Genomic DNA, 22,924 nt, shown 5'->3' on the forward strand with positions numbered 1-22,924 from the left:
GGCGGGAAAGTGGCATTTGAGCTTTTTATGCTCACGAATGCGCGAGTTATGCCCCTGCGATCACGTCCAGGGTATCATATTCCGTCGAGACCGGATGCCAATCCATAGTGACGAAGCCGGGCTGCTGCTCCACATGTCGTAGCCAGCGGCGGATTGACGGGAAGCTCGCCAGGTCGAAATCGCACTGCTCGGCCACGTGGGTGTAGGCATAGAGCGCGATGTCGGCGACGGTCAGCTGGTTGGCGGCGAAGAATTCGTGGGTCTTGAGGTGATTCTCCATCACCTGCAGCGCCGCATAGCCGCGCTCCATCCAGTCATCGAGGGCGTGGGTCTGCAGGTCGCGGCCGCCGCGCACCAAGCAGAGCCAGAAATAGGCGGCGCCGATATTGGGCTCCAACGCATGCTGTTCGAAGAACATCCACTGCATCGCCTCGGCGCGGTCCATGCGCGATTCCGGTGCCAGTGACGTGCCCACGGCAACATACCACAGGATGGCATTGGATTCTGCGAGATAGCGGCCTTCGGCAATCTCGAGCAGCGGCACCTGGCCGCTCGGATTCTTCGCGAGGAATTCCGGTGTCCGGCTCTCGCCGCGGAGAATATCGACTTCGACGGCGCGATACGGCGCATCGATGAACGCCAGCGCAAGGCGGACCTTGTAGCTGTTGCCGGAGCGCTGCATCGAATAGAGCTTGTACATTCGCCGGGGTCGATCTTTCGGGTGATGCGGGGCGACCTCAGCGTCGCATTGCGCCTAGACAATGATGCCCCGAGCGTCCGCTCGCAAGGGTCGGATACTGGAAAAAGTCGAAAACCACCAAGGACTTTCGACATCCGAAAAATTGAATCTGCCTAGCTTCGCGCGTGCGAAAGATCACGCTGTCGCGACTTTGTCGTGATGGTGCAATGCTCTTTGATCGATGGCGGCGCGCCTTACGATGATGACGTAGAGCGCGATCATCGTGAGCAGGCCGAGAGGCAGATGGATCGCGCCGGCAATGCTGCGCGTGAGCAGGGGCATGATCCAGGCAAGAGCCAGCATCGTGATCTCGTAAGGCCTGAAACCATGCTGGAGGCCGTGGCCGGCACAATAGGCGATGGCGATGGCCAGGACCATGAGATCGTAGTCGAGGACGTAAGGCGTGGCGAGCAGGCTGGCGATGGCGAGGGCCGATGCCTTCAATGCGAAAGCAGCATCGCTGCGCCACAGCCAGGCCAGGCTGATTGCGAGACCTGCAGCGAGCAGGCCTTGCGCGGCATAAGCGACCGAGAGGCCGGCGCCCCACATGCGCATCGCTGAGAAGATCGACTGGATCTTTGGCCAGCCGGTGCCGCCTTGTTCGAGGACGACATCGCGTGTGAACGCAGTGGACTCTGCGAAGGCGTGCCAGATGCCGGTGCCGAAGATGATCGTGCTGAGCGCGACGAGCGCGATCACGGTGAATGCGGCGCCGGCGATGCTGCGCCAATATCCGCCGGCCAGCAGTGCGAGCGGAATCAGTACGCCGAATTGCGGCTTGTAGGCGATGAGGCCGATCAGAATCCCCGCAAGCCATGGGCGTCGATCCAGCAACAGCAAGGCGCCGCCGAGCAGTGCGGTGGTCAGAAAGCCGTTATGCCCGTGGCCGAGATTGACGAAGACCGCAGGAAAGGCGGCTGCGACCAGCAATGTATCCCGCCGCGGCAGGATCGCGCCTATCGCAACGCAATAGGCGGCGAAGCTCGTGATCTGCCAGAGTGCCAGGCCCCAGAGATAGGGGACGAGGGCGACCAGGGCGGCGATGACAAGGAAGAAGGGCGGATAGTGCCATCCATAGAACGGCACATCACGGCCGCCAAAGACGGCGATTTCGGCGGCATGCTGCAAGGCCGGATCATACGCATCCGCGGCCTTGCCCTGCCAGACGAGTGTTCCGGCTGCATAGACATTCGAGAAGTCGGTGCCGAGCGGCTTGCCGTTGCGATCGATGGCGCCATCCGCAAGGGCGGCCCATGCGAGGATGGCCAATACACCCATGGCGAGCACGATCACGCTATAGATGCGGATGCGTTCCGAGGTCAGCCAGGTGCCGCTGATGATCTGTTGCCGGATACCGGACATTTTCACTCAAAATCGCCGATTGCGGCTGCGGGTTAACCTACCCCGCTCACTTTAAATTTCCCTGAAATTGCATGGCTTCCAGATGCGTTTGCAGCCCAACTGCCTTGCGATGCCAGGTCGCACGCACTAGGGTGCGCCGATCCCAAGCAGGATCGTAATTTTATCGCCGCGGACCGCGGGTCTCCGGCTGTTTCCCCAAGGAGAAGATGATGTCGTTCTTGTCTAGCGCTCTCGACCGCGTGAAGCCGTCCGCAACGATTGCGGTCACGGATAAAGCGCGTGCGCTGAAAGCCGCTGGTCGCAACGTCATCGGCCTTGGTTCGGGCGAGCCCGATTTCGACACCCCGGCGAACATCAAGCTGGCCGCCATTCACGCCATCGAGGCGGGCAAGACCAAGTACACCGCCGTGGACGGCATTCCCGAGCTGAAGGACGCGATCATCGCGAAGTTTCAGCGCGAGAACGGCGTCACCTACAAGCCGAACCAGATCATCGTCGGCACCGGCGGCAAGCAGGTGCTGTACAATGCGCTGATGGCGACGCTGAACCCCGGCGATGAAGTCATCATCCCGGCGCCGTACTGGGTGAGCTATCCGGAAATGGTGGCGCTCGCAGGCGGCACGCCGGTGTCGGTGACCTGCACCGCGGAATTCGGTTTCAAGCTGCAGGCCGCAGCCCTGGAAGCTGCGATCACGCCGAAGACCAAGTGGGTTATTCTCTGTTCGCCGTCGAACCCGACCGGTGCGGCCTACAAGAAGGCCGAACTGCAGGCGCTCACCGATGTGCTCGTGAAGCATCCTCACGTTTGGGTGATGACCGACGATATGTATGAGCACCTGGTCTATGACGACTTCGAGTTCACGACCGTCGCGCAGATCGAGCCGAAACTCTACGATCGCACCCTGACCGTGAACGGCGTGTCGAAGGCTTACTGCATGACCGGCTGGCGCATCGGTTATGCCGGCGGCCCGGCGAACCTGATCAAGGCGATGTCGACCATCCAGTCGCAGTCGACCTCGAACCCGTCGTCGATCGCGCAGTGGGCAGCCGTGGAAGCGCTCAATGGTCCGCAGGACTTCATCGCGAAGAACAATGCCGTGTTCAAGGAGCGCCGCGATCTCGTGGTGGCCATGCTGAACCAGGCTTCGGGCATCGAATGCCCGCGTCCGGAAGGCGCTTTCTATGTCTATCCGTCCTGCGCCGGCACCATCGGCAAGACTGCGCCTTCGGGCAAGGTCATTGCCAATGACGAAGACTTTGTGACGGAGTTGCTGGAAACCGAAGGCGTTGCGGTGGTGCAGGGATCGGCCTTCGGCCTCGGCCCGGCATTCCGTATCTCCTACGCGACCAAGACGTCGGACCTCGAAGATGCCTGCAATCGCATCCAGCGCTTCTGCGGAAATCTTCGGTAACCAAGAAGCTGCGAAACTTTTGACGATTTCGGGGCTTAATCGCGGAAGCGCCATGTTTTTGACACGGCGCTTCCATCACTGTCCCACGCTATCAAAATCCCCAAGGTGGAGTTCTACTATGCGACTTTCCAAGATGATCGGCCTTGCGGCCGTGGCGCTCTCGGCGTCGGTTGCGACCGCGAATGCCCAGCAGCCCGGCCAGGTGCAGGTTGGCGTGCTCGAATGCCGTGGTGGCCAGAACGTTGGTTACGTGCTGGGCTCGAACGCGCATTTGAACTGCGTTTTCCAGAGCGCCGGTGGCCGCGCTGAAGGTTATGTCGCCAACATCCGCCGCTTCGGCCTCGATCTCGGCTTCACCGACAACACCACCGTTCAGTGGGCGATCTACGCTCCGACCACCCGCGTGCCGCGCGGCGGTCTCGCCGGTCAGTACGGTGGTGTCGGCACCAACGCCTCGGTCGGCGTCGGCTTCGGCGGCAACTTCCTCGTCGGTGGCCCGAACAATCTGTACGGCCTGCAGCCGGTGTCGGTGCAGGGCCAGACCGGCCTGAACGTGGCTTCGGGCGTCGTCCAGCTGCAGCTGGAATCGACCGGCCCGCTCAGCGGTCACCGCTACAAGAAGCAGCGCCGCAACCGCAACTAAGCGATCGCGCTGACTAAATGACAAGGTTAACGAAAGGGCTCGCGCAAGCGGGCCCTTTTTGTTGGGCGTGTGGCAGGCGGCCCGCTGTCATTGAGCGGTATCATTGGATATGGATAGTTCGTTGACGCGGATGTGATCGGGTTTGCCGCGTCGTCGATCCAAGCATCACACCGTCATCCGGAGATCATTCGATGAGCCGCCTCTCACTCTTTCTCGGCCTTGCTGCCGCAACCGTTGTCACCTTCAGCGCGCAGGCGCAGCAGCCCGTACAGCTTGGCGTTCTCAACTGTCGTGGCGGTGCCAGCGTCGGCTTCATCGTCGGTTCGGTGACCAATCTCGGCTGCGTGCTGACCGGTACCGGCCGTGCCGATCAGCCTTATGTGGCAACCATCCGCAAGGTCGGCCTCGATATCGGTATCACGCAGGAAACGGCGCTGGCATGGGCTGTCTTCGCGCCGGTGAACTATTCGGGGCAGGGCGATATCTCCGGCAATTACGCGGGCGCGCAGGGCTCCGCGTCATTCGGCGTCGGTCTCGGCGCCAATGTGCTGGTTGGCGGCTCGCAGAACTCAATCGCATTGCAGCCGCTGAGCTTGCAGGGATCCACCGGCATCAATATCGCCGCCGGTCTCGAAAGCCTGGAGCTGCGTCCGGGGCGGTAAGTCGTTCTGTAGAAACGATGTAAGGGCGGGCAAAGGCGCTGTTGCGCCGTGCCCACCACAGTCGTCTGTGAATGCAAGGGCGGGCACGCTTCGCTTTGCCCACCCTACACGACGCCAATTCTGCCATCGCAGCGCAGCGACGTTTCCGTCTTGCCAAATTGCCGAACCGGGCGGAGCATCCTTGCGCCGACCCAATCACGGGCCGAGCTCCAGATCAGGAGGCGGCGTATGGGACAAGACCTGAGAAGTCCCCCAATCCCTTTTAAACCCAGCGGTCCACGATGTATTGCACTCGTGGGCCCTTTCCAGAGCGGAAAAACCACACTGCTGGAAGCGATCCTCGCGCGCACGGGAGCGATCCCGAAAGCCGGGAGTGTCGAAGCCGGTAACACCATCGGCGATGCGACACCCGAGGCACGCGCACACAAAATGGGTGTCGGTCTCACCACGGTGACGACGACATTCATGGGCGATGACTACACCTTCATCGATTGCCCCGGCTCGGTCGAATTCGCGCAGGACATGCGTGCGGCGCTACCGGCCGTGGATGCGGCGGTGGTGGTCTGCGAAGCCGATGAACGCAAGCTGCCGCAATTGCAGCTGATCCTGCGCGAGCTGGAAGAGCTGCACATTCCGCGCTTTCTGTTTCTCAACAAGATCGACCGCGCGCATCAGCGCGTGCGCGAGACGCTGGCGACGCTACAGCCGGCTTCGCGCGTGCCGCTGGTGCTACGGCAGATTCCGATCTGGAACGGGGATCTTGTCGCCGGTTTCGTCGATCTCGCGCTGGAGCGTGCTTTCGTCTATCGTGAGCACAAGGCGTCCGAAGTCGTGAATCTGGACGGCAACGACCTCGACCGCGAGAAGGAAGCGCGGTTCTCGATGCTGGAGAAGCTCGCCGATCACGACGATGCACTGATGGAGCAGTTGCTCGACGATATCGCGCCGCCGGCCGACGCTGTCTTCGACGATCTCGCGCGTGAATTGCGTGATGGGCTGATCTGTCCGGTGCTGATCGGCTCGGCGATCCGCGAGAATGGCGTGCTGCGCTTGATGAAGGCGCTGCGCCATGAGGCGCCGGGCGTCGCAGATACCGCGCGTCGCCTTGGTGTGCCTGCCGGCAAAGACGCGCTGGCCTACATCTTCAAGACCAGCCATTTGCAACATGGCGGCAAACTGTCTTACGCGCGCATTCTGCGGGGGCAGATCGATGATGGCGCAACCGTCATCGCATCATCAGGCGAAAGCGGTCGCCTCTCCGGCATCCTCGCGCTGACACATGGCGGCGACAAACGGGGGCACGCAAATACGGGTGACACGGTTGCGCTTGGCAAGCTCGATGTCGTCAAGACAGGCGAAGTCTGTGCGACCGGAAAAGCCGCACCCGATGCCCTGCAGCTCGGCGCTGCTCCGTCGCCTGTGCTGGCGATGGCGCTGGCATCGATCGACCGCAAGGACGATGTGAAGCTCGGTCAGGCCCTGTTGCGGCTGACCGAGGAGGATCCGTCACTCAACTCCATCAATGATGCACAGAGCCATGGCGTCGTGCTGTGGGGGCAGGGAGAGATGCATCTGCGCGTCGCCGTGGAGCGGCTGCGTGATCGCTTCGGCATCCATGTGAAATCGCAACCGCCTGCGATCGGCTATCGTGAAACCATTCGCAAGCCGGTTACCCATCGCGGCAAGCACAAGAAGCAGTCCGGCGGCCACGGCCAGTTCGGCGATGTGCTGCTGGAGATCGGCCCGCAAACCCGCGGCGAGGGCTTTGCGTTTCACGACAAGGTGGTTGGCGGCGCGGTGCCGCGCAACTATATCCCCGCCGTGGAGGAAGGGGTCGTCGATGGGCTCGCCCGCGGGCCGCTCGGCTTTCCCGTCGTGGACGTCAAGGTGACGTTGACCGATGGCGCCTATCACAGCGTCGACTCCTCCGATCAGGCTTTTCGCACGGCGGCGCGGATCGGTGTCAGCGAGGCCTTGCCGCATTGCCAGCCGGTGCTGCTGGAGCCCATCCATGCGGTGGAGATCGTGTGCCCGTCCGACGCGACGGCGAAGATCAACGCCATCCTGTCCGGCCGGCGCGGCCAGATCATCGGTTTCGACACCCGCGAGGGCTGGACGGGCTGGGACGTTGTGCGTGCCCAATTGCCCGAAGCGGAGATCGGCGATCTCATCGTCGAACTGCGCTCGGCGACGGCGGGAGCAGGGAGCTTCACCCGCAGTTTCGATCACATGGCGGAAGTGAACGGTCGCACTGCCGACCAGATCGTGGCGGCGCATCGCGTGGCGGCGTAGTATCGGCGCCATGGCGCTTGGACCGCGGGTTGTGATCATCGGCAATAGCGGCTCGGGCAAGACCACGCTGGCGCGTGAGCTTGCCCGACGCGAAAACATGCCGGTCACCGACCTCGACCGCGTGCACTGGCAGGACGACGTCACGGTGAAGCGCGATGAGCACGTTGCGGCGTCGATGGTGGCCGAACTTGCTGCTGAGCCACTTTGGGTGATCGAGGGCGTCTATGGCTGGCTCGCCGCAGTCGCGCTGCCATCTGCGACCACGTTGATCTGGCTCGATATGCCGTGGCAGGTCTGCCAAGACGGGCTGACCGAGCGAGGCCCATGGAAGGGCGCCGCGGACACCGACCATGCAGCCTTTCTCGACTGGGCCGAGGCCTATTGGCGGCGCACGACCTCGACGTCGTTTGCGGGCCACCAGTCGCTCTTCGATGGCTTTACGGGTACCAGATTGAGATTTCAGAGCCGCGCCGAGCAGGCGGACTTCCTCATGAATTCTGCTCAGAGCTCTTGCCCTTCCGCCTCCGCTTTTGAATAAATGCGGTAACGCGGTGGGGAAGTCGGGCGACCATGCTGACTGTGAAAAGTAATCTCGCGCTGGCCTGTGCCTTGAGCGCGCTGGCTGGCTATGTCGATGGCGTCGGTTTCATCCATCTCGGCGGGCTCTTTATTTCCTTCATGAGCGGCAATTCGACCCGGCTTGGTGTGATGGTTGCCGAGCTCAACTGGCCGAAGGCGTTGGAAGCGCTCAAGCTGATCGCGCTGTTCGTGGTCGGCGCCGGCCTCGGCAGCTTGGTCGGTCATGGCCGTGGCAGGCATCGCCAATGGATGCTGCTGGTCACTGAGACCCTGCTGCTCGGTGCAGGCGGGTTGGCCTATCAGCTGGGGGCGCCCGACATCACCATCATCGCCATCGTGCTGGCGATGGGTCTTGAGAATGCGATGTTTCAGGCCGATGGTGGCACCACGGGCATCGCGCTCACTTATATGACCGGCACGCTGGTTCGGATCGGACAACTCCTCGCTGCTGCGCTGCAAGGCGGATCGCCTTGGGCGTGGTTTCCAAACTTTTTGCTGTGGAGCGCAATGGTGACCGGAGCGGCGATCGGCACGGTCGCCTATCTGCATCTTAACCTGGGCGCCGTGTGGCTTGCCGCAAGTGCAGCATTGTTGATCGCGGTGATCGTCGCCCTTGCAGCGTGGCGCAAGCCTGCCCGATGATCGCCATCAGCCCCATGCATGATTCTCATGCGACGACCGCTTCCGGTTGAAGCGAAGGAAAGACCATGTCCGACGCTACCAAGCCCCGTGCTGCCTGCCTGATCGGTTGGCCGGCCGCGCATTCGCGCTCGCCGCTGATCCATCATCACTGGCTGCGCCATATGGGCATCGAGGGCGGCTACACAATCGAGTCCGTGCCGCCGGAAGAGGTGGCTGACTTCGTGATGAATCTGTCGCGGCGGGGCTATATCGGCGCCAATGTCACTATCCCGCACAAGGAGCGCGTGCTGAAGCTGACAGCGCCGGATCGCCGCGCGCGTGCCGTCGGTGCAGCGAACACGCTGTGGTACGATCACGGCACGCTGCGTGCGACCAATACCGATGTCGAAGGTTTCATCGACAATCTCGATCACTGTGCCCCTGAGTGGGACCACGCCGACGATGCGCTCGTGCTCGGTGCCGGCGGATCGTCGCGCGCTGTCGTGTTCGGCTTGCTCGAACGCGGCATCAAGCATGTCTATGTCGCCAATCGCAGCATCGAGCGCGCGCAGGAGCTTGCAAAGTTGTTCGGCGAGCGCGTCATTCCGCTGGCGTGGCACGCTGCAGCGAGCAAGCTTCCGCAAGCCGCGCTGCTGGTGAACACGACGTCGCTCGGCATGAAGGGGCAGCCGGACCTTGTCATTGATCTCGGTCTGCTGCCTGACAATGCTGTGGTTGCCGATCTCGTTTATGTGCCGCTGGAAACTCCACTGCTCGCAGCGGCGCGGGCGCGCGGGCTGCGCACGGCGGATGGTCTCGGCATGCTGCTCTATCAGGCAGTGCGCGGCTTTGAATTGTGGTTCGGGCAGCGGCCGGAAGTGACGCCGGAACTGCGTGCCGAAGTGGAGGCCGATCTCACGGCGGCCTATTTGGCTGATCGTCTCACAGTGACGTGAGGCGGGAATAGCGCTGATGGCGCAGGGTTTCCATCTGAAGGCAGGGACAGCTTTCAAGGAAACACAACATGGTTCATCTGATCTCGACCTCGGCCCGCATGCTGGCGGGCGCGGCGCTGGCGGCAACTCTCACTCTATCCAGCGCTTCCGCACAGCAGCCGCAGTCACTGCGCATTCGCGGGACCATCGAGAGCGTGGATGGCGCGATGCTGACCATCAAGGCGCGTGACGGCGCCGAGCGGAAAGTCCGGCTGTCGGACAAAGCGACGGTCACCGGCATCACCAAGGCGGCGCTGACCGACATCAAGTCCGGCGATTATATCGGCGTCACCGGCATGCCGCAGGCGGATGGCTCGCAGAAGGCGATCGCGATCCATATCTTCCCGGAAGCCATGCGCGGCACGGGCGAGGGCACGCGACCGTGGGATCTCAAGCCCAACAGCAGCATGACCAATGCCACCGTCGATCAGAAGGTCGAGGCCAAGGACGGCCAGATGCTGACGGTGAAATACAAGGACGGTGAGAAGAAGGTGACCGTTGCGCCCGACACGCCAATCGTCACCTTCGTACCGGGCAGCAAGGACGAGCTCAAGCCGGGCGCTCAGGTGATCATCATGGGCGCCGACAAGAAGTCCGATGGAACGTTTGAGACGGCGCGCGTGAATGTCGGGCGGGACGGTCTGACGCCGCCGATGTGAGATAAAGCACGACGCTCTCGTCATGGCCGGGCTCAACCCGGGCATGACGGAGTTTTCGGTGAGCTCGCGGAGTTACTACACCAGCACGTGCTTGTCGATTTCGGCGATGTTGTTCACGCCGCAGAGTCCCATCGTCACGCTGAGTTCGTTGCGCAGGATGTCCAGCGCCTTGGTCACGCCGGGGCTACCGTAAGCACCGAGGCCATAGATATAGGCCCGGCCGATCATGCAGGACTTGGCGCCGAGCGCGAGCGCGCGCATCACGTCCTGGCCGGAGCGGATACCTGAGTCGAACATCACTTCGATCTCCGAGCCGACTGCATCGACGATGCCGGGGAGCACCGAGATCGACGACGGTGCGCCGTCGAGCTGGCGGCCGCCATGGTTCGACACCACCATCGCCTGGGCACCGACCTTCACCGCCTCGCGGGCATCCTCGATGTCGTGGATGCCCTTGATCACGATCTTGCCGGGCCAGATGCTGCGGATCCAGTCAAGGTCCTTCCAGTTCAGCGTCGCGTCGAATTGCTGGGCGGTCCACTGCGACACCGATTCCAGATCGTCCGTGTTCTTCACGAAGCCGGCGATATTGCCGAAGTTGCGGCGCTTGGCCTGCAGCGTGCGCACCAGCCAGGAGGGATGGCTGATGAAGTCGATCATGTTCTTGAGATTGTAGATCTGCGGCGGCACCGAGAGGCCGTTCTTGATATCCTGATGGCGCTGGCCGATCACCTGCAGATCGACGGTCAGCACCAGGGCGCTGCACTTCGCCTTGATGGCGCGCTCGATCAGCTCCTTGATGAAGCCGCGGTCCTTCATCACATAGAGCTGAAACCAGAATGGCTTTTCGACATTCTCGGCGAGGTCCTCGATCGAATTGATCGACATGGTCGATAGCGTATAGGGGATGCCGAAAGCCTGGGCCGAGCGGCAGGCGTGAATTTCGCCGTCGCCATATTGCATGCCTGTGGAGCCGACCGGCGCGCAGATCAGCGGCATGGTCGCCTTCTCGCCGAGGATCGTCGTCGAGGTGTCGCGATTGGCGATATCGACGAGGATGCGCTGGCGGAATTTCAGCTTTTGCAGATCTTCGGTATTGGCGCGGAACGTGTCCTCGCTATAGGAGCCGTGATCGACGTAATCGAAGAAGGCCTTCGGCACGTTACGCTTATGTTCAAGACGAAGGTCTTCGATGCAGGTGATGTGCTTCATGAAAGCTCCCAGCCGTTCTTGCAATTTCTTGTTGGACGGTCATCTAGCATGGTTGGATGTTCCGCCACATCCTTCTTGTCATCATCATGTCGTCGAATCCCGAGGGACAGCCATGACGCGTTCGAAATCGCACGACAGCAGCAAGTCGCATGACAAGGCCGCGGCTGACGCCGAGAAGCAGCAATTGGAGCAGGCCCTTGAAGAGGGGCTGGAGGAGACTTTTCCTGGCTCGGATCCCGTCAGCGTGACCCAGCCGGCCCATTCAAAGGCGGATGGTCACATCAAGCGCAGTCGATAAGACCTCCGGTTCCGTTGCGCCGGATGGCCGATGAGCCGATTTAGCTTATTGTGATCAGTATGTTACCTATTGTTGACAATTGCCGGCGCCGGTAATGATTCATCACATTTCTTGAAGGGAATTTAGCCAGTGCGGGCTTATAAGTCCGTCACATATGAGGCGACGCGCGCGAGCGAGTCGCCTGGACGGAGAATTGGCGCCTGCGACGGGCAGGCGTGACGGGGGTTACCATGAGCCGCAAATATTTCGGAACGGATGGCATTCGCGGGCGTGCCAATGGGCTGATCACGCCGGAGCTGGCGCTGAAGGTGGGGCAGGCCGCCGGCATCGTGTTCCAGCGCGGCGATCATCGCCACCGGGTGGTGATCGGCAAGGATACACGCTTGTCCGGTTACATGATCGAGAATGCCATGGTGGCGGGTTTCACCTCGGTGGGCATGGATGTGCTGCTGGTCGGCCCGATGCCGACACCGGCGGTGGCGATGATCACGAAGTCGATGCGCGCCGATCTCGGTGTGATGATTTCGGCGTCGCACAATCTGTTCGAGGACAATGGCATCAAGCTGTTCGGCCCGCTCGGCTTCAAGCTCTCCGACGATGTCGAGAAGCAGATCGAGGAATTGCTCGACGACAATCTCGATCGCAAGCTGTCGCAGAGCGCCAGCCTCGGTCGCGCCCGCCGCATCGATGGCGTGCATGACCGCTATATCGAATTCGCCAAGCGCACGCTGCCGCGCGACATCAGCCTCGAAGGGCTGCGCGTCGTGGTCGATTGCGCCAATGGCGCGGCCTACAAGGTCGTGCCGGAAGCGCTGTGGGAACTGGGCGCCGACGTCATCTCCATTGGGGTCGAGCCGGATGGCTTCAACATCAACAAGGAATGCGGCTCGACCGCGCCGGAAGCGCTGAGCCGCAAGGTGCGCGAGATGCGCGCCGATATTGGTATCGCGCTGGACGGCGACGCCGATCGCGTGATCATCGTCGACGAGCGTGGCCATGTGGTGGACGGCGATCAGTTGCTCGCCGTCATCGCGCAGAGCTGGAAGGATGACGGGCGCCTCGCCAAGCCAGGCATCGTCTCCACCGTGATGTCCAATCTCGGTCTCGAACGCTTTCTGCAAGGCCATGGCATCGAACTGATCCGCACCGCGGTCGGCGATCGCTACGTGCTCGAACAGATGCTGCAGCATGGCTACAATGTCGGCGGCGAGCCCTCGGGCCATATCATCATGTCCGATTATGCGACGACGGGTGACGGTTTCGTCGCGGCGCTGCAGGTGCTGGCCGTGGTGCAGAAGCTTGGTCGCCCGGTGTCGGAAGTCTGCCACCTGTTCGATCCGCTGCCGCAGATCCTCAAGAATGTGCGCTATCGCAGTGGCAAGCCGCTCGACGATGCGGGAGTGAAGTCCACCATCGCCGCTGCCGAGCAGCGCCTCAACGGCCATGGCCGTTTGTTGATCCGTCCGTCGGGCACCGAGCCGGTGATCCGCGTGATGGGCGAGGGCGACGATCGCGAGATGGTGGAAGAGGTCGTCGATACGATCGTGCATGCATTGGGACATGCGGCGGCGGCCTGATCGCCAGCCACGTCTAGATAGTTAAGAGATCGAAAACGCCGCGCTCATGCGCGGCGTTTTTGCTTGTCTGGAACTACACAATCGTAAATCGGCGTTAGGAGTTTGGGCGCTCGCGTGGCGGATGATGAAGGTCGTGCATTTTACCGTCATCAATTATCAACCTTAATTGTTAGGGTTAAGTGCCGCTTAAGACATTGGTGTCATCGTCCGTTTGTGAGTTTCCGAGTGAGAGGCCTCGTTTGTTTGCCTCTCTGGCCCAACAAGGATGAAGCCAATGCGTAGCGTGAAATTTATTTTGGCCGCAGGTGCGGCTTCTCTGATGTCGACCGCTGTTTTCGCCGCCGACATGGCAATTGCTCCTCCGCCCCAGATGTACGCGCCCCCGCCGGTCGAAGATTTCGGTGGCTGGTATCTGCGCGGCGATATCGGGATGACCAACACCAACCTCAAGTCGCTCCACAGCGACCTCTATGGCACGCTGCCGGCGACCGCAGTTGTCCAGCGCAACGGGCAGGGCTTCGCTAGCGGCGTATCTTATGGCGTCGGTGTCGGCTATCAGTTCAACAATTGGTTCCGCGCTGATATCACCGGTGAGTATCGCGGCAAGGTCAAGTTCAGCGGCTCGGATTTCATCACCTACAATCCGGGTGGCTTCCAGAGCAACACGTTCGATGGCGGCTACAAGAGCTGGGTCGGCCTCGTGAACGCTTACGTCGATCTCGGCACCTGGTGGTGCGTGACACCGTTCGTCGGCGCCGGCGTCGGCTTCGCCAATGTGACCACAACCGGCATCATGGATACCAGTCTCGCCAACGGCGCGCCGGGTACCTATTTCGCCGATGGCGCGTCGAAGACCAACCTTGCCTGGGCTGCCCACGCTGGTCTGGCCTACAAGGTCAACAACAACTTCACGGTTGAACTGGCCTATCGCTATCTCAACATGGGCACCGCGGTTCACGGCGTCGGTCGTTCCTATGACGGCACCAATGCCGGTCAGTCGTCGTTCCAGTACCGCGACCTGACCTCGCAGGATGTTCGCCTCGGCGTGCGCTGGAATCTGGATGCTGCGCCGGCCTACGCGCCGCCGCCGCCGCCGCTGATCCGCAAGGGCTAAGCGTCCTTCGACGTCGCTTCGACTTAATACTGCTTAACGGCGCGGGATCATCCCGCGCCGTTTTGTTTTGCGTGGGCGGTATGATGGCAACCAACGGTTAAGGTTAACCGGGGATGATCAACTCAGTTGGTGAGTTGAGGAATTTCGTGATGCGTAGCTTTCTGATCGCCGTTGCCGCTCTCTGTTTCGGGCAGGCCGCGCAGGCCGCCGATCTCCCGTTCCTCCGAGGTTCGTTTCAGGATGAACCGGTTGCGCCGCGGCGCATGTGGGACGGTTTCTACATTGGTGCACAGGCCGGCTATGGCTCCGGCGATACCAAATTCGGCGGCTCCAATTCCGACCTGACGTCGAGCATCGTCGCCAACACGCTGGTTGGCAGCGAGACGGGCGTCACCTCATGGCCGCTCAGTTTCTCCAATCAGTCCGGACATTCCGAAGTGTATGGTGGGTTCGCGGGCTACAACTCGCAGTGGGACGATATCGTCATCGGCCTGGAGATGAGCTACGTTCACGGCAAGTTTGGTGGCACGTCGTCCGGTGAAATGGCGCGCTACAGCCTGCTCTCCGACAACAACTATCATTCGGTCACATCGCGCGCATCGAGCTCGATTGCTATCAGCGACATGGGTACGTTTCGCGCCCGTGCGGGCTATGCGTTCGGCAACTTCCTGCCCTATGCGTTCGGTGGCCTCGCGCTGGGCCAGGCCGATATTGTGCGTACCGCGTTTGTCGGCGATTTCGTTACCGCAGGGCCGGGGTCCACGACGCCAGCTAGTCTGCTGGGGCGCCAGCTCAGCCGCTCGCTCGAGGACGGCAAGTATAGTCACCTGATTTATGGCTACACCGCCGGTCTCGGTTTCGATATGGCGATCGTCGGCGGCTTGTTCCTGCGCGGCGAGTGGGAATATGTCCGCTTCACATCTCAGGTGGACACGTCGATCAACACCGTGCGGGCAGGCCTCGGCTACAAGTTCTGACGCTGGATGGCGCGCAGAGTTCACCATGCCGTGCGACACGGAACGCGGCATGGTCGGCGTCGTTGGCTCTTCGTCAATCATGATGGGAGCCATCCATGAGAATACGTCTTCCGCTCGCTCTATCTGCAACCGCTGCCGTTCTGGTCTGCGTAACCTCTGCCGCATCGGCGCAGGGAGTCGGCGTCAATGGCGGCACGGCTGGCTCGTCCAGCATCATCGATACCCCGGTCGCGCCACAGCCATCACCGGGCAGCGGTGGGGTATCGTCGGCGCCGGGCGCAGCGACGGTCTCTCCGGGAATCGGTACCACCGGAATGGGTGGTGGGCGCAGTCAGCCGGGTGCGCCGAACACCACGGTACCGGGCACCATCGGCACCGGCGCGTCACCGAGCGGTCTACCTGGGGATAATCCGAGCGCGCCGGGCTTCCCCGGCAAGGTTGGGCAATAGCGCAATCGTTCGTCTGGTGATCATCACGCAAGGGAAAACGAAAGAGCAGCAACGCAATTGCTGCTCTTTTCCGTGTGATCGTCCGCCTAACAAGGATGTCTCGCAGCAGTTGGTATCATGCGACGGCGCGGTTCTGTGATCCGGTTAATGCGACATAAACCAGCGCGGCCCTGACGGGGTTTGTTTCGGAACGGCCCGGACGTAGCGACGTATTTATCTACGTCTGGGGCGTTGGAATGAAGCATGAAAAATTACTCCATTGAGAAGGTCGGCGCCGACTATGTCGTGAAGGTCGATGACCAGAGCGTGATGAAAATGGGCAGCCGGCGCAGGGCTGCGCAGCTTGTCATCGAGGCTCAGGAATTGCTGGAGGAAGCGCCTTTGGCGCCGCCGGAGTCACCGTCCGACGAAGGTGAGGCCGGTACGGCATCCTGCACGCATGACGATACGTGCAGGGGATCAGCCGAGAGCGCTGTCTGAGCGCATCATCAATCACCCGTGAAGGCCCCGAAGTCGCTTGACGCTTCGGGGCCTTTCCCATATTTGCGGATGCGGGACACCTCCCCCCAACGGGAGGCTTACTATCTGGAAGGATAGACGATGACTGTAGCGAAGCCCGCTTCGCGGCCTGCCGTGCCGCATTTCTCTTCCGGCCCCTGCGCCAAGCGCCCCGGCTGGACCCCCGAAAAACTTAAGGACGCCGCTCTTGGCCGCTCGCATCGTGCGAAGATCGGCAAGAACAAGCTCAAGCTCGCGATCGATCTGACGCGCGACGTGCTTGAAGTGCCTGCCGACTATCGCATCGGTATCGTGCCGGCCTCGGACACGGGCGCCGTCGAGATGGCGCTGTGGTCGCTGCTCGGGCCGCGCCCGGTCACCACGATTGCATGGGAATCTTTTGGCGAGGGCTGGGTTTCGGACATCGTCAAGGAGCTCAAGCTCAAGGATGTCGTGAAGCTGCATGCCGGCTATGGCGAGATTCCTGATCTCTCCAAGGTCGATCAGAATTCGGACGTCGTCTTTACCTGGAACGGTACGACCTCGGGCGTGCGCGTGCCGAATGCGGACTGGATCAAGGCTGATCGCGAAGGCCTGACCATTTGCGACGCCACCTCGGCCGCTTTCGCGCAGCCGCTGGATTGGGCGAAGCTCGATGTCGTCACCTTCTCCTGGCAGAAGGCGCTGGGCGGCGAAGCCGCGCATGGCATGCTGGTTCTCTCGCCGCGCGCCGTGGCGCGTCTCGAGAGCTACACGCCGCCGTGGCCGCTGCCAAAAATCTTCCGCATGACCAAGGGCGGCAAGCTGAACGAAGGCATTTTTGTCGGCGAGACCATCAACACGCCATCGATGCTGTGCGTCGAGGACTATCTTGATGCGCTGGATTGGGCCAAGTCGGCCGGTGGACTCAAGGGGTTGATCGCGCGTGCCGATGCCAACACCAAGGTGCTGTCGGATTGGCAGAAGAAGACGCCGTGGGTGGATTTCCTCGCGGCTGATCCGGCGATCCGCTCCAACACCTCGGTGTGCATGAAGGTGGTCGATCCGGCCATCACCGCGCTCTCGCCCGATGCTCAGGCCGACTTCGCCAAGAAGCTGGTCGCACTGGTCGAGAAGGAAAATGCCGGCTTCGACTTCGCGCATTACCGCGATGCGCCGGCCGGTCTGCGCATCTGGTGCGGCGCGACCGTCGAGGCAAAGGACGTCGAGATCCTGACGCAGTGGATCGACTGGGCCTTTGCCGAGACCAAGGCGACGCTCGCCAAGGCGGCTTGAGAACTATCTAGCCTCCCACTCAACTGTCGTCCCCGCCTGCGCGGGGACGACGGTGGAGAGGGATATTGCTGCGTTTGTCGCGCCTATACCGGCTCCCATTTCGAGGATCACATCCCATGACCGCCCCCAAAGTTCTCATCTCCGACGCTCTCTCCCCCGCTGCCGTGCAGATCTTCAAGGATCGCGGAATCGATGTCGATTTCCAGCCGAACCTCGGCAAGGACAAGGACAAGCTCGCCGAGATCATCGGCAACTATGATGGCCTCGCTATCCGCTCCGCGACCAAGGCCACGGCAAAGATCATCGAGAAGGCGACGCGCCTGAAGGTGATCGGCCGCGCCGGCATCGGCGTGGATAATGTCGAGATCCCCGCGGCCACGGCCAAGGGCATCATCGTGATGAACACGCCGTTCGGCAATTCGATCACCACCGCCGAACACGCAATTACGCTGATGCTCTCGCTCGCCCGCGAAATCCCGCAGGCCGATGCCTCCACGCAAGCCGGCAAGTGGGAGAAGAACCGCTTCATGGGCGTCGAGATCACCGGCAAGACGCTGGGCGTGATCGGCTGCGGCAACATCGGCGCCATCGCCGCCGATCGCGCGCTCGGCCTGCGCATGAAGGTCATCGCCTTCGATCCGTTCCTGTCGCCGGAGCGCGCCAAGGATATCGGCGTCGAGAAGGTCGAGCTCGACGACCTGTTCAAGCGCGCCGACTTCATCACGCTGCACACGCCGCTGACCGAGAAGACCAAGAACATCATCGACGCCGCAGCCATCGCCAAGATGAAGAAGGGCGTGCGCATCATCAATTGCGCCCGCGGTGGTCTTGTCGATGAGCAGGCGCTGGCTGACGCACTGAACAGCGGCCAGGTCGCCGGTGCCGCCTTCGACGTCTTCGTCGAGGAGCCTGCCACCAAGAACGTGCTGTTCGGCCATCCCAATGTGATCTGCACGCCGCATCTGGGCGCATCCACCAATGAAGCGCAGGAGAATGTCGCGCTGCAGGTGGCCGAGCAGATGTCGGACTATCTGCTGTCCGGCGCGATCTCCAATGCGATCAACTTCCCGTCGATCACTGCTGAAGAAGCGCCGAAGCTGAAGCCTTTCATCGAACTCGCCGAAAAGCTCGGCTCGTTCGCCGGCCAGCTCACCGACAGCGACATCGCCAAGGTGACCATTACCTATGAGGGCGCGGTTGCCGAGATGAAGATCAAGGCGCTGACCTCCGCCGCCCTGTCGGGCCTGCTGCGTCCGATGCTGGGTGATATCAATGTCGTCTCGGCGCCCAGCGTGGCGAGCGCACGTGGCATGGTCGTGGACGAAGTCGTGCGTGCCGCGCAGAGCGACTATGAAAGCCTGATCAGCATCGCTGTCACCACCGACAGGCAGGAGCGCGCGGTGTCTGGCACGGTCTATGCCGATGGCAAGCCGCGTCTGGTCGATATCAAGGGCATCCGCGTCGATGCCGAGTTCGGCAAGTCGATGGTCTACATCACCAATGAAGACAAGCCGGGCTTCATCGGCGCCTTCGCCTCGCTGCTCGGCGATGCCAAGATCAATATCGCCACCTTCCATCTCGGTCGCCAGAGCCAAGGCGGCGACGCCATCGCGCTGGTGGAGGTGGACGGCGCGGTGCCGGCCGATGTGCTGGCCAAGGTGCAGGCCTTGCCGCAGGTGAAACAGGCCAAAACCCTGGCTTTCTAAGCGCCCCGACAAAGGCTGACGCTCAACAAAATCCCCGCCCGAAAGGCGGGGATTTTTCGTTTCACGGAAAAATTTCCCGTTTAGATCGGTGTCGGCCTTTCGTCTCGTCCGGCGGCTGTAACGATTTGGGAACACTACCCCGGTACGTTTGACCGAGGAATCAGCGACTGAAGTCGCGCGCCTGGGGGAATGAAACCGTGAAGCTCGCCAATATCCGTATCACCTACAAGCTGGTCGTCCTGGTGGCTGTCACCATGATCGGCCTTTGCGCCTCCGGGATCTTCGCGGCCCAGATGATGAAGCGCGAGATGCTCGATGCGCGCATGTTGCAGCTGAAATCGATCGTCGAGATCGGGACGAATGTTGCCGCCAACATTCAGAAGGATGTTGCGGCCGGCAAGCTGACCAAGGAAGCGGCCGCGGCAGAGCTGGTGCGTCACATCGAGCCGATGACCTATGACAACGGCAACTATCTCTTCATCTACACCATGGATGGCGATGTGGTTCATCTGCCTGGTTTCAAACCGGGATCGAACCGGCTGAACACGCTGGTCAATGGCGTGGCCATCACCAAGGAATTCCGCGATGGCGTCGCGGCCAAGGGCTCGCACGTCCTGACTTACGAATTCCAGAAGCCGAATGAAACGGTGCCGTCGCGCAAGATGGGCTATGCCGCGGCACTTCCAGGCTGGAACATGTTCATCGCCACCGGCGCCTATCTCGACGATCTCGACGCGCATCTGAAGCCGATCATCTGGGCGCTCGGGCTTGCGATGCTGGCAATCGCCGCAGTGGCGGGTGTGATCGCCTGGCTGATCGGCCGCAGCATCACCGCACCGCTCGGCGAACTCGGCGCACGCATGGAGACGCTCGCGAAGGGAGAGTTGGACGCCGACATTCCGGGCGTCAGCCGCGGCGACGAAGTCGGTGCGATGGCGAAGTCGGTTCAGGTGTTCAAGGACAACGCGCTGCGCATCCGCTCGCTCGAGCAGGTCGAGGCGGATGCGCAGGGACGCATCGCGGCCGAGCGTCGTGCCGCCATGGAAACACTCGCAACCGACTTCGAACGCAGCGTGACCGGCATTGTTCGTTCCGTGTCCACGGCGGCTGCCGGCATGCAGAGCACCGCGCAATCGATGACGGCGACGGCCGGCGATGCCAGCGCACGCGCCGCCACGGTCAGTGCCGCGTCCAACCGCTCGTCCGACAATGTCAGCACGGTCGCATCAGCCGCTGAAGAGCTGTCGGCCTCGGTGAGCGAAGTGCTGCGTCAGGTCGCTGCCTCCAGCGAGATCGCCAGCAAGGCCGTCAGCGATGCCGAACGCACCAATGCGACGGTGCAGATCCTGTCCAGTGGCGCCGAGAAGATCGGCGAAGTGGTGCAGCTCATTCACAGCATCGCGTCGCAAACCAATCTGCTGGCGCTCAATGCGACGATCGAAGCCGCACGTGCCGGCGAGTCCGGTCGCGGCTTTGCAGTCGTTGCCTCCGAAGTGAAGGCGCTGGCGAGCCAGACCGCCAAGGCGACCGAGGAAATCTCGGCACAGGTCGCGGCCATGCAGGCTTCCACCAGCGAGGCCGTCGCATCGATCGGCGCCATCACCGGCACCATCGCCCAGATGAGCCAGATCACCACCACGATCTCGGAAGCGGTGGAGCAGCAGGGCGCTGCGACGCAGGAGATCGCCCGCAACATCCAGTCGGTCTCGACAGGTGCCAGCGAGATCAGCAATCACATCGGGGGTGTCAGCAGTGCTGCCGAGGCGACCGGCTCGGCCGCTTCGCAGGTGCTGTCGAATGCCAAGGAACTGGAAGGGCAATCCGGCCTGCTGCGCGCAGCGGTCGATGATTTCCTCGCCAAGGTGCGCGCCGCTTAGGGGGCGGGAACGAATCAAAGGCCCTCGGACGAGGAGGGCTTTTCAGCGTTCGCAGGCATTTCACTTTTCCCGGACAGGCTTGGCCGTGCGTCCTATCGTAGCATCGGCCGGCCATAGACGAATGGCTTACTATCAAATCGGTCGCTAAATACCTTTTTTGTATATTTTAGTTGAGCGGCTGGTATCGCGCCACGGTTCGGCGGCCGCTCACTTCATGAACTAGAAACCACCCGCTGCAATGGTGACTACATATTTCAGCATCATTGCACGGGTGACTTCATGCCGCCTATCCGGCTTTCCATCGGCCTTCGTCTTTACAGCATCATCGGTCTGAGTTTCTGCGGGCTCGCAGGCCTCGCCTGGATGCAGCTCAGCACGCTCAGTGAATCGCTCAAGCAGCAGCGCCAGGGTGAACTGACCCATCTCACCGAACTCGCGCTCGGTATCGCGCAGGAAGAACATGCGTCGGTGCAGCGGGGCGGCGTCTCCGACGAAGCTGCGCGCAAAGCGGCCGCAGCCCGTATCGGAAAGCTGCGCTACGGCAATGGCGATTATTTCTGGATCAATGACATGCATCCGAAAATGGTGATGCACGCCATCAAGCCGGAGTTGAATGGCTCGGACCTGTCGGCCAACAAGGATCCGAACGGCAAGCGCCTGTTCGTCGAATTCACCGATGTGGTGAGGAAGCAGAAGGCCGGCTTTGTCGATTATCTCTGGCCCAAGCCCGGCAAGGACGCGCCGCAGCCAAAGCTCTCTTATGTTGTCGGCTTCGAGCCATGGGGCTGGGTGATCGGCACCGGCGTCTATATCGACGACCTGCAGGCGCAGGTGTGGGAGAGCACGCGATCGGTGGTGATCGCAGCGCTGGCCGTGATTGCCGTGCTCGGTGTACTGGCCTGGATGATCGGCCGTAGCATCACGCTGCCGCTCGGTCGTCTGGGAGCGCGGATGCGCGGTCTCGCCGACGGCGCACTCGATGAAGCCGTTCCGGAAATCGGGCGCCACGACGAGATCGGCGCGATGGCCGCGACGGTTCAGGTGTTCAAGGACAATGCATTGCGTATGCGCGGACTCGAAAAGGTCGAGGCGGAAGCGCAGGCGCGATCAGTGGCCGAGCGTCGTGCGGCGATGGATAGTCTCGCCGACGACTTCGAACGCAGCGTCAATGGCATCGTGCGCTCGGTTTCTGCGGCTGCCGCCGGTATGCAGGGCACGGCGCAATCCATGACCGCAAGCGCCAGCGATGCAAGTTCGCGCGCATCGACAGTGGGCGCGGCATCGGCGCGTTCGTCTGATAATGTCGGCACCGTTGCAGCCGCTGCAGAAGAGTTGTCGGCGTCGGTCAGCGAGGTGTTGCGTCAGGTCGCAGCATCGAGCGAGATCGCCAGCCGCGCTGTTGGCGATGCCGAGCGCACCAATGCCACGGTGCAGCAGCTCGCCAGCGGCGCCGAAAAGATCGGCGAGGTGGTGCAGCTCATTCACAGCATCGCGTCGCAGACCAATCTGCTTGCGCTGAACGCGACCATCGAAGCGGCGCGCGCGGGCGAATCCGGTCGCGGCTTTGCGGTCGTCGCATCGGAAGTGAAGGCATTGGCGAGCCAGACCGCCAAGGCGACGGAAGAGATCTCGGCCCAGGTTGCGGCGATGCAGGCATCGACCAGCGATGCCGTCAGCTCCATTAATGCCATCACCGGCACCATTGCGCAGATGAGCCAGATCACGACCACGATCTCATCCGCGGTGGAAGAGCAGGGCGCGGCGACGCAGGAAATCGCCCGCAACATCCAGTCGGTCGCCGCGGGCTCGAACGAGGTCAGCAAGCATATCGGCGGCGTCAGCGCGGCCGCGGAAGCGACCGGGCAGGCGGCGGGCACCGTGCTGAACAATGCAAAGGAGCTGGATGGTCAGTCCGGCATCCTGCGCAAGGCGGTGGATGAGTTCCTGGCAAAGGTGCGGGCGGCATAGTTGTCCTTC

At 62.0% G+C, this 22,924-nt stretch carries 21 protein-coding genes; 18 read left to right on the forward strand and 3 right to left on the reverse strand.

Annotated elements, in window-relative coordinates:
- Positions 1–46 precede the first annotated feature (46 nt).
- Both AC1RQ5_RS08810 and AC1RQ5_RS08815 read right to left on the reverse strand, forming a co-directional pair.
- Positions 47–700, reverse strand: a complete 654-nt coding sequence (locus AC1RQ5_RS08810; protein ID WP_398479767.1) for a glutathione S-transferase family protein — start codon at positions 698–700, stop codon at positions 47–49.
- Positions 701–874: 174 nt separating this feature from the next.
- Positions 875–2,101 (reverse strand): glycosyltransferase family 87 protein, encoded by a 1,227-nt coding sequence (locus AC1RQ5_RS08815; protein ID WP_493203362.1) that lies wholly within the window; start codon positions 2,099–2,101, stop codon positions 875–877.
- A 209-nt stretch (positions 2,102–2,310) separates the two neighbouring features.
- On the opposite strand from AC1RQ5_RS08815, the gene AC1RQ5_RS08820 reads away from it, so the two are divergent.
- The 8 genes from AC1RQ5_RS08820 (at position 2,311) to AC1RQ5_RS08855 (ending at position 9,964) form a co-directional block, all read left to right on the forward strand.
- On the forward strand, positions 2,311–3,513 hold the full coding sequence (locus AC1RQ5_RS08820) for a pyridoxal phosphate-dependent aminotransferase (protein WP_398479769.1): 1,203 nt from the start codon (positions 2,311–2,313) through the stop codon (positions 3,511–3,513).
- A gap of 118 nt (positions 3,514–3,631) precedes the next feature.
- Entirely contained in the window at positions 3,632–4,156 is a 525-nt protein-coding gene (locus tag AC1RQ5_RS08825) for a DUF992 domain-containing protein (RefSeq protein ID WP_398479771.1), read from the forward strand.
- Between the two features lie 191 nt (positions 4,157–4,347).
- Complete coding sequence (locus AC1RQ5_RS08830) at positions 4,348–4,818, forward strand: DUF992 domain-containing protein (RefSeq protein ID WP_493198300.1); 471 nt, start codon at positions 4,348–4,350, stop codon at positions 4,816–4,818.
- A gap of 228 nt (positions 4,819–5,046) precedes the next feature.
- Positions 5,047–7,110, forward strand: coding sequence for an elongation factor G (locus tag AC1RQ5_RS08835; protein ID WP_493198302.1), 2,064 nt, complete (start codon positions 5,047–5,049; stop codon positions 7,108–7,110).
- A gap of 31 nt (positions 7,111–7,141) precedes the next feature.
- Complete coding sequence (locus AC1RQ5_RS08840; protein ID WP_493198304.1) at positions 7,142–7,648, forward strand: P-loop NTPase family protein; 507 nt, start codon at positions 7,142–7,144, stop codon at positions 7,646–7,648.
- Positions 7,649–7,680: 32 nt separating this feature from the next.
- The gene (locus AC1RQ5_RS08845; protein WP_493198305.1) at positions 7,681–8,331 is read left to right on the forward strand and encodes a YoaK family protein; all 651 of its coding nucleotides are present in this window, start codon (positions 7,681–7,683) and stop codon (positions 8,329–8,331) included.
- A gap of 65 nt (positions 8,332–8,396) precedes the next feature.
- Positions 8,397–9,266 carry a shikimate dehydrogenase gene (locus AC1RQ5_RS08850; protein ID WP_398479781.1) on the forward strand — a complete coding sequence of 290 codons (870 nt, stop codon included), beginning with the start codon at positions 8,397–8,399 and terminating at the stop codon, positions 9,264–9,266.
- A gap of 68 nt (positions 9,267–9,334) precedes the next feature.
- Complete coding sequence (locus AC1RQ5_RS08855) at positions 9,335–9,964, forward strand: hypothetical protein (RefSeq protein ID WP_493198308.1); 630 nt, start codon at positions 9,335–9,337, stop codon at positions 9,962–9,964.
- A 75-nt stretch (positions 9,965–10,039) separates the two neighbouring features.
- Here the strand turns inward: AC1RQ5_RS08855 and AC1RQ5_RS08860 are convergent, their stop codons facing one another.
- Positions 10,040–11,176 (reverse strand): alpha-hydroxy acid oxidase, encoded by a 1,137-nt coding sequence (locus tag AC1RQ5_RS08860; protein WP_493198310.1) that lies wholly within the window; start codon positions 11,174–11,176, stop codon positions 10,040–10,042.
- A 112-nt stretch (positions 11,177–11,288) separates the two neighbouring features.
- On the opposite strand from AC1RQ5_RS08860, the gene AC1RQ5_RS08865 reads away from it, so the two are divergent.
- The 10 genes from AC1RQ5_RS08865 to AC1RQ5_RS08910 all read left to right on the forward strand — a co-directional run bounded on the left by AC1RQ5_RS08865 (position 11,289) and on the right by AC1RQ5_RS08910 (position 22,915).
- Complete coding sequence (locus tag AC1RQ5_RS08865; RefSeq protein WP_493198312.1) at positions 11,289–11,474, forward strand: hypothetical protein; 186 nt, start codon at positions 11,289–11,291, stop codon at positions 11,472–11,474.
- Positions 11,475–11,704: 230 nt separating this feature from the next.
- Positions 11,705–13,051 (forward strand): phosphoglucosamine mutase, encoded by a 1,347-nt coding sequence (gene glmM / locus AC1RQ5_RS08870; RefSeq protein ID WP_493198314.1) that lies wholly within the window; start codon positions 11,705–11,707, stop codon positions 13,049–13,051.
- Between the two features lie 274 nt (positions 13,052–13,325).
- Positions 13,326–14,165, forward strand: a complete 840-nt coding sequence (locus AC1RQ5_RS08875) for an outer membrane protein (protein ID WP_398479791.1) — start codon at positions 13,326–13,328, stop codon at positions 14,163–14,165.
- Between the two features lie 149 nt (positions 14,166–14,314).
- Positions 14,315–15,142, forward strand: a complete 828-nt coding sequence (locus tag AC1RQ5_RS08880) for an outer membrane protein (protein WP_398479793.1) — start codon at positions 14,315–14,317, stop codon at positions 15,140–15,142.
- 95 nt (positions 15,143–15,237) lie between these two features.
- The gene (locus AC1RQ5_RS08885; protein WP_493198316.1) at positions 15,238–15,591 is read left to right on the forward strand and encodes a hypothetical protein; all 354 of its coding nucleotides are present in this window, start codon (positions 15,238–15,240) and stop codon (positions 15,589–15,591) included.
- Positions 15,592–15,834: 243 nt separating this feature from the next.
- Positions 15,835–16,071 (forward strand): hypothetical protein, encoded by a 237-nt coding sequence (locus AC1RQ5_RS08890; protein WP_493198318.1) that lies wholly within the window; start codon positions 15,835–15,837, stop codon positions 16,069–16,071.
- A gap of 120 nt (positions 16,072–16,191) precedes the next feature.
- Positions 16,192–17,364, forward strand: coding sequence for a phosphoserine transaminase (locus AC1RQ5_RS08895; protein WP_398479799.1), 1,173 nt, complete (start codon positions 16,192–16,194; stop codon positions 17,362–17,364).
- A 116-nt stretch (positions 17,365–17,480) separates the two neighbouring features.
- Positions 17,481–19,070, forward strand: coding sequence for a phosphoglycerate dehydrogenase (gene serA / locus AC1RQ5_RS08900; RefSeq protein ID WP_493198320.1), 1,590 nt, complete (start codon positions 17,481–17,483; stop codon positions 19,068–19,070).
- A gap of 197 nt (positions 19,071–19,267) precedes the next feature.
- Positions 19,268–20,947, forward strand: a complete 1,680-nt coding sequence (locus AC1RQ5_RS08905) for a methyl-accepting chemotaxis protein (RefSeq protein WP_493198322.1) — start codon at positions 19,268–19,270, stop codon at positions 20,945–20,947.
- A 279-nt stretch (positions 20,948–21,226) separates the two neighbouring features.
- Positions 21,227–22,915, forward strand: a complete 1,689-nt coding sequence (locus tag AC1RQ5_RS08910; RefSeq protein WP_493198324.1) for a methyl-accepting chemotaxis protein — start codon at positions 21,227–21,229, stop codon at positions 22,913–22,915.
- Positions 22,916–22,924: the final 9 nt, after the last annotated feature.

This window comes from Tardiphaga sp. GW821-FHT12E02 (genome assembly GCF_058807155.1).

Coding starts and splice junctions, on each gene's coding strand:
- AC1RQ5_RS08810 (WP_398479767.1), bottom strand. CDS start 700: ATGTACAAGCTCTATTCGATGCAGCGCTCCGGCAACAGCTACAAGGTC.
- AC1RQ5_RS08815 (WP_493203362.1), bottom strand. CDS start 2,101: ATGTCCGGTATCCGGCAACAGATCATCAGCGGCACCTGGCTGACCTCG.
- AC1RQ5_RS08820 (WP_398479769.1), top strand. CDS start 2,311: ATGTCGTTCTTGTCTAGCGCTCTCGACCGCGTGAAGCCGTCCGCAACG.
- AC1RQ5_RS08825 (WP_398479771.1), top strand. CDS start 3,632: ATGCGACTTTCCAAGATGATCGGCCTTGCGGCCGTGGCGCTCTCGGCG.
- AC1RQ5_RS08830 (WP_493198300.1), top strand. CDS start 4,348: ATGAGCCGCCTCTCACTCTTTCTCGGCCTTGCTGCCGCAACCGTTGTC.
- AC1RQ5_RS08835 (WP_493198302.1), top strand. CDS start 5,047: ATGGGACAAGACCTGAGAAGTCCCCCAATCCCTTTTAAACCCAGCGGT.
- AC1RQ5_RS08845 (WP_493198305.1), top strand. CDS start 7,681: ATGCTGACTGTGAAAAGTAATCTCGCGCTGGCCTGTGCCTTGAGCGCG.
- AC1RQ5_RS08850 (WP_398479781.1), top strand. CDS start 8,397: ATGTCCGACGCTACCAAGCCCCGTGCTGCCTGCCTGATCGGTTGGCCG.
- AC1RQ5_RS08855 (WP_493198308.1), top strand. CDS start 9,335: ATGGTTCATCTGATCTCGACCTCGGCCCGCATGCTGGCGGGCGCGGCG.
- AC1RQ5_RS08860 (WP_493198310.1), bottom strand. CDS start 11,176: ATGAAGCACATCACCTGCATCGAAGACCTTCGTCTTGAACATAAGCGT.
- AC1RQ5_RS08865 (WP_493198312.1), top strand. CDS start 11,289: ATGACGCGTTCGAAATCGCACGACAGCAGCAAGTCGCATGACAAGGCC.
- glmM (WP_493198314.1), top strand. CDS start 11,705: ATGAGCCGCAAATATTTCGGAACGGATGGCATTCGCGGGCGTGCCAAT.
- AC1RQ5_RS08875 (WP_398479791.1), top strand. CDS start 13,326: ATGCGTAGCGTGAAATTTATTTTGGCCGCAGGTGCGGCTTCTCTGATG.
- AC1RQ5_RS08880 (WP_398479793.1), top strand. CDS start 14,315: ATGCGTAGCTTTCTGATCGCCGTTGCCGCTCTCTGTTTCGGGCAGGCC.
- AC1RQ5_RS08885 (WP_493198316.1), top strand. CDS start 15,238: ATGAGAATACGTCTTCCGCTCGCTCTATCTGCAACCGCTGCCGTTCTG.
- AC1RQ5_RS08890 (WP_493198318.1), top strand. CDS start 15,835: ATGAAAAATTACTCCATTGAGAAGGTCGGCGCCGACTATGTCGTGAAG.
- AC1RQ5_RS08895 (WP_398479799.1), top strand. CDS start 16,192: ATGACTGTAGCGAAGCCCGCTTCGCGGCCTGCCGTGCCGCATTTCTCT.
- serA (WP_493198320.1), top strand. CDS start 17,481: ATGACCGCCCCCAAAGTTCTCATCTCCGACGCTCTCTCCCCCGCTGCC.
- AC1RQ5_RS08910 (WP_493198324.1), top strand. CDS start 21,227: ATGCCGCCTATCCGGCTTTCCATCGGCCTTCGTCTTTACAGCATCATC.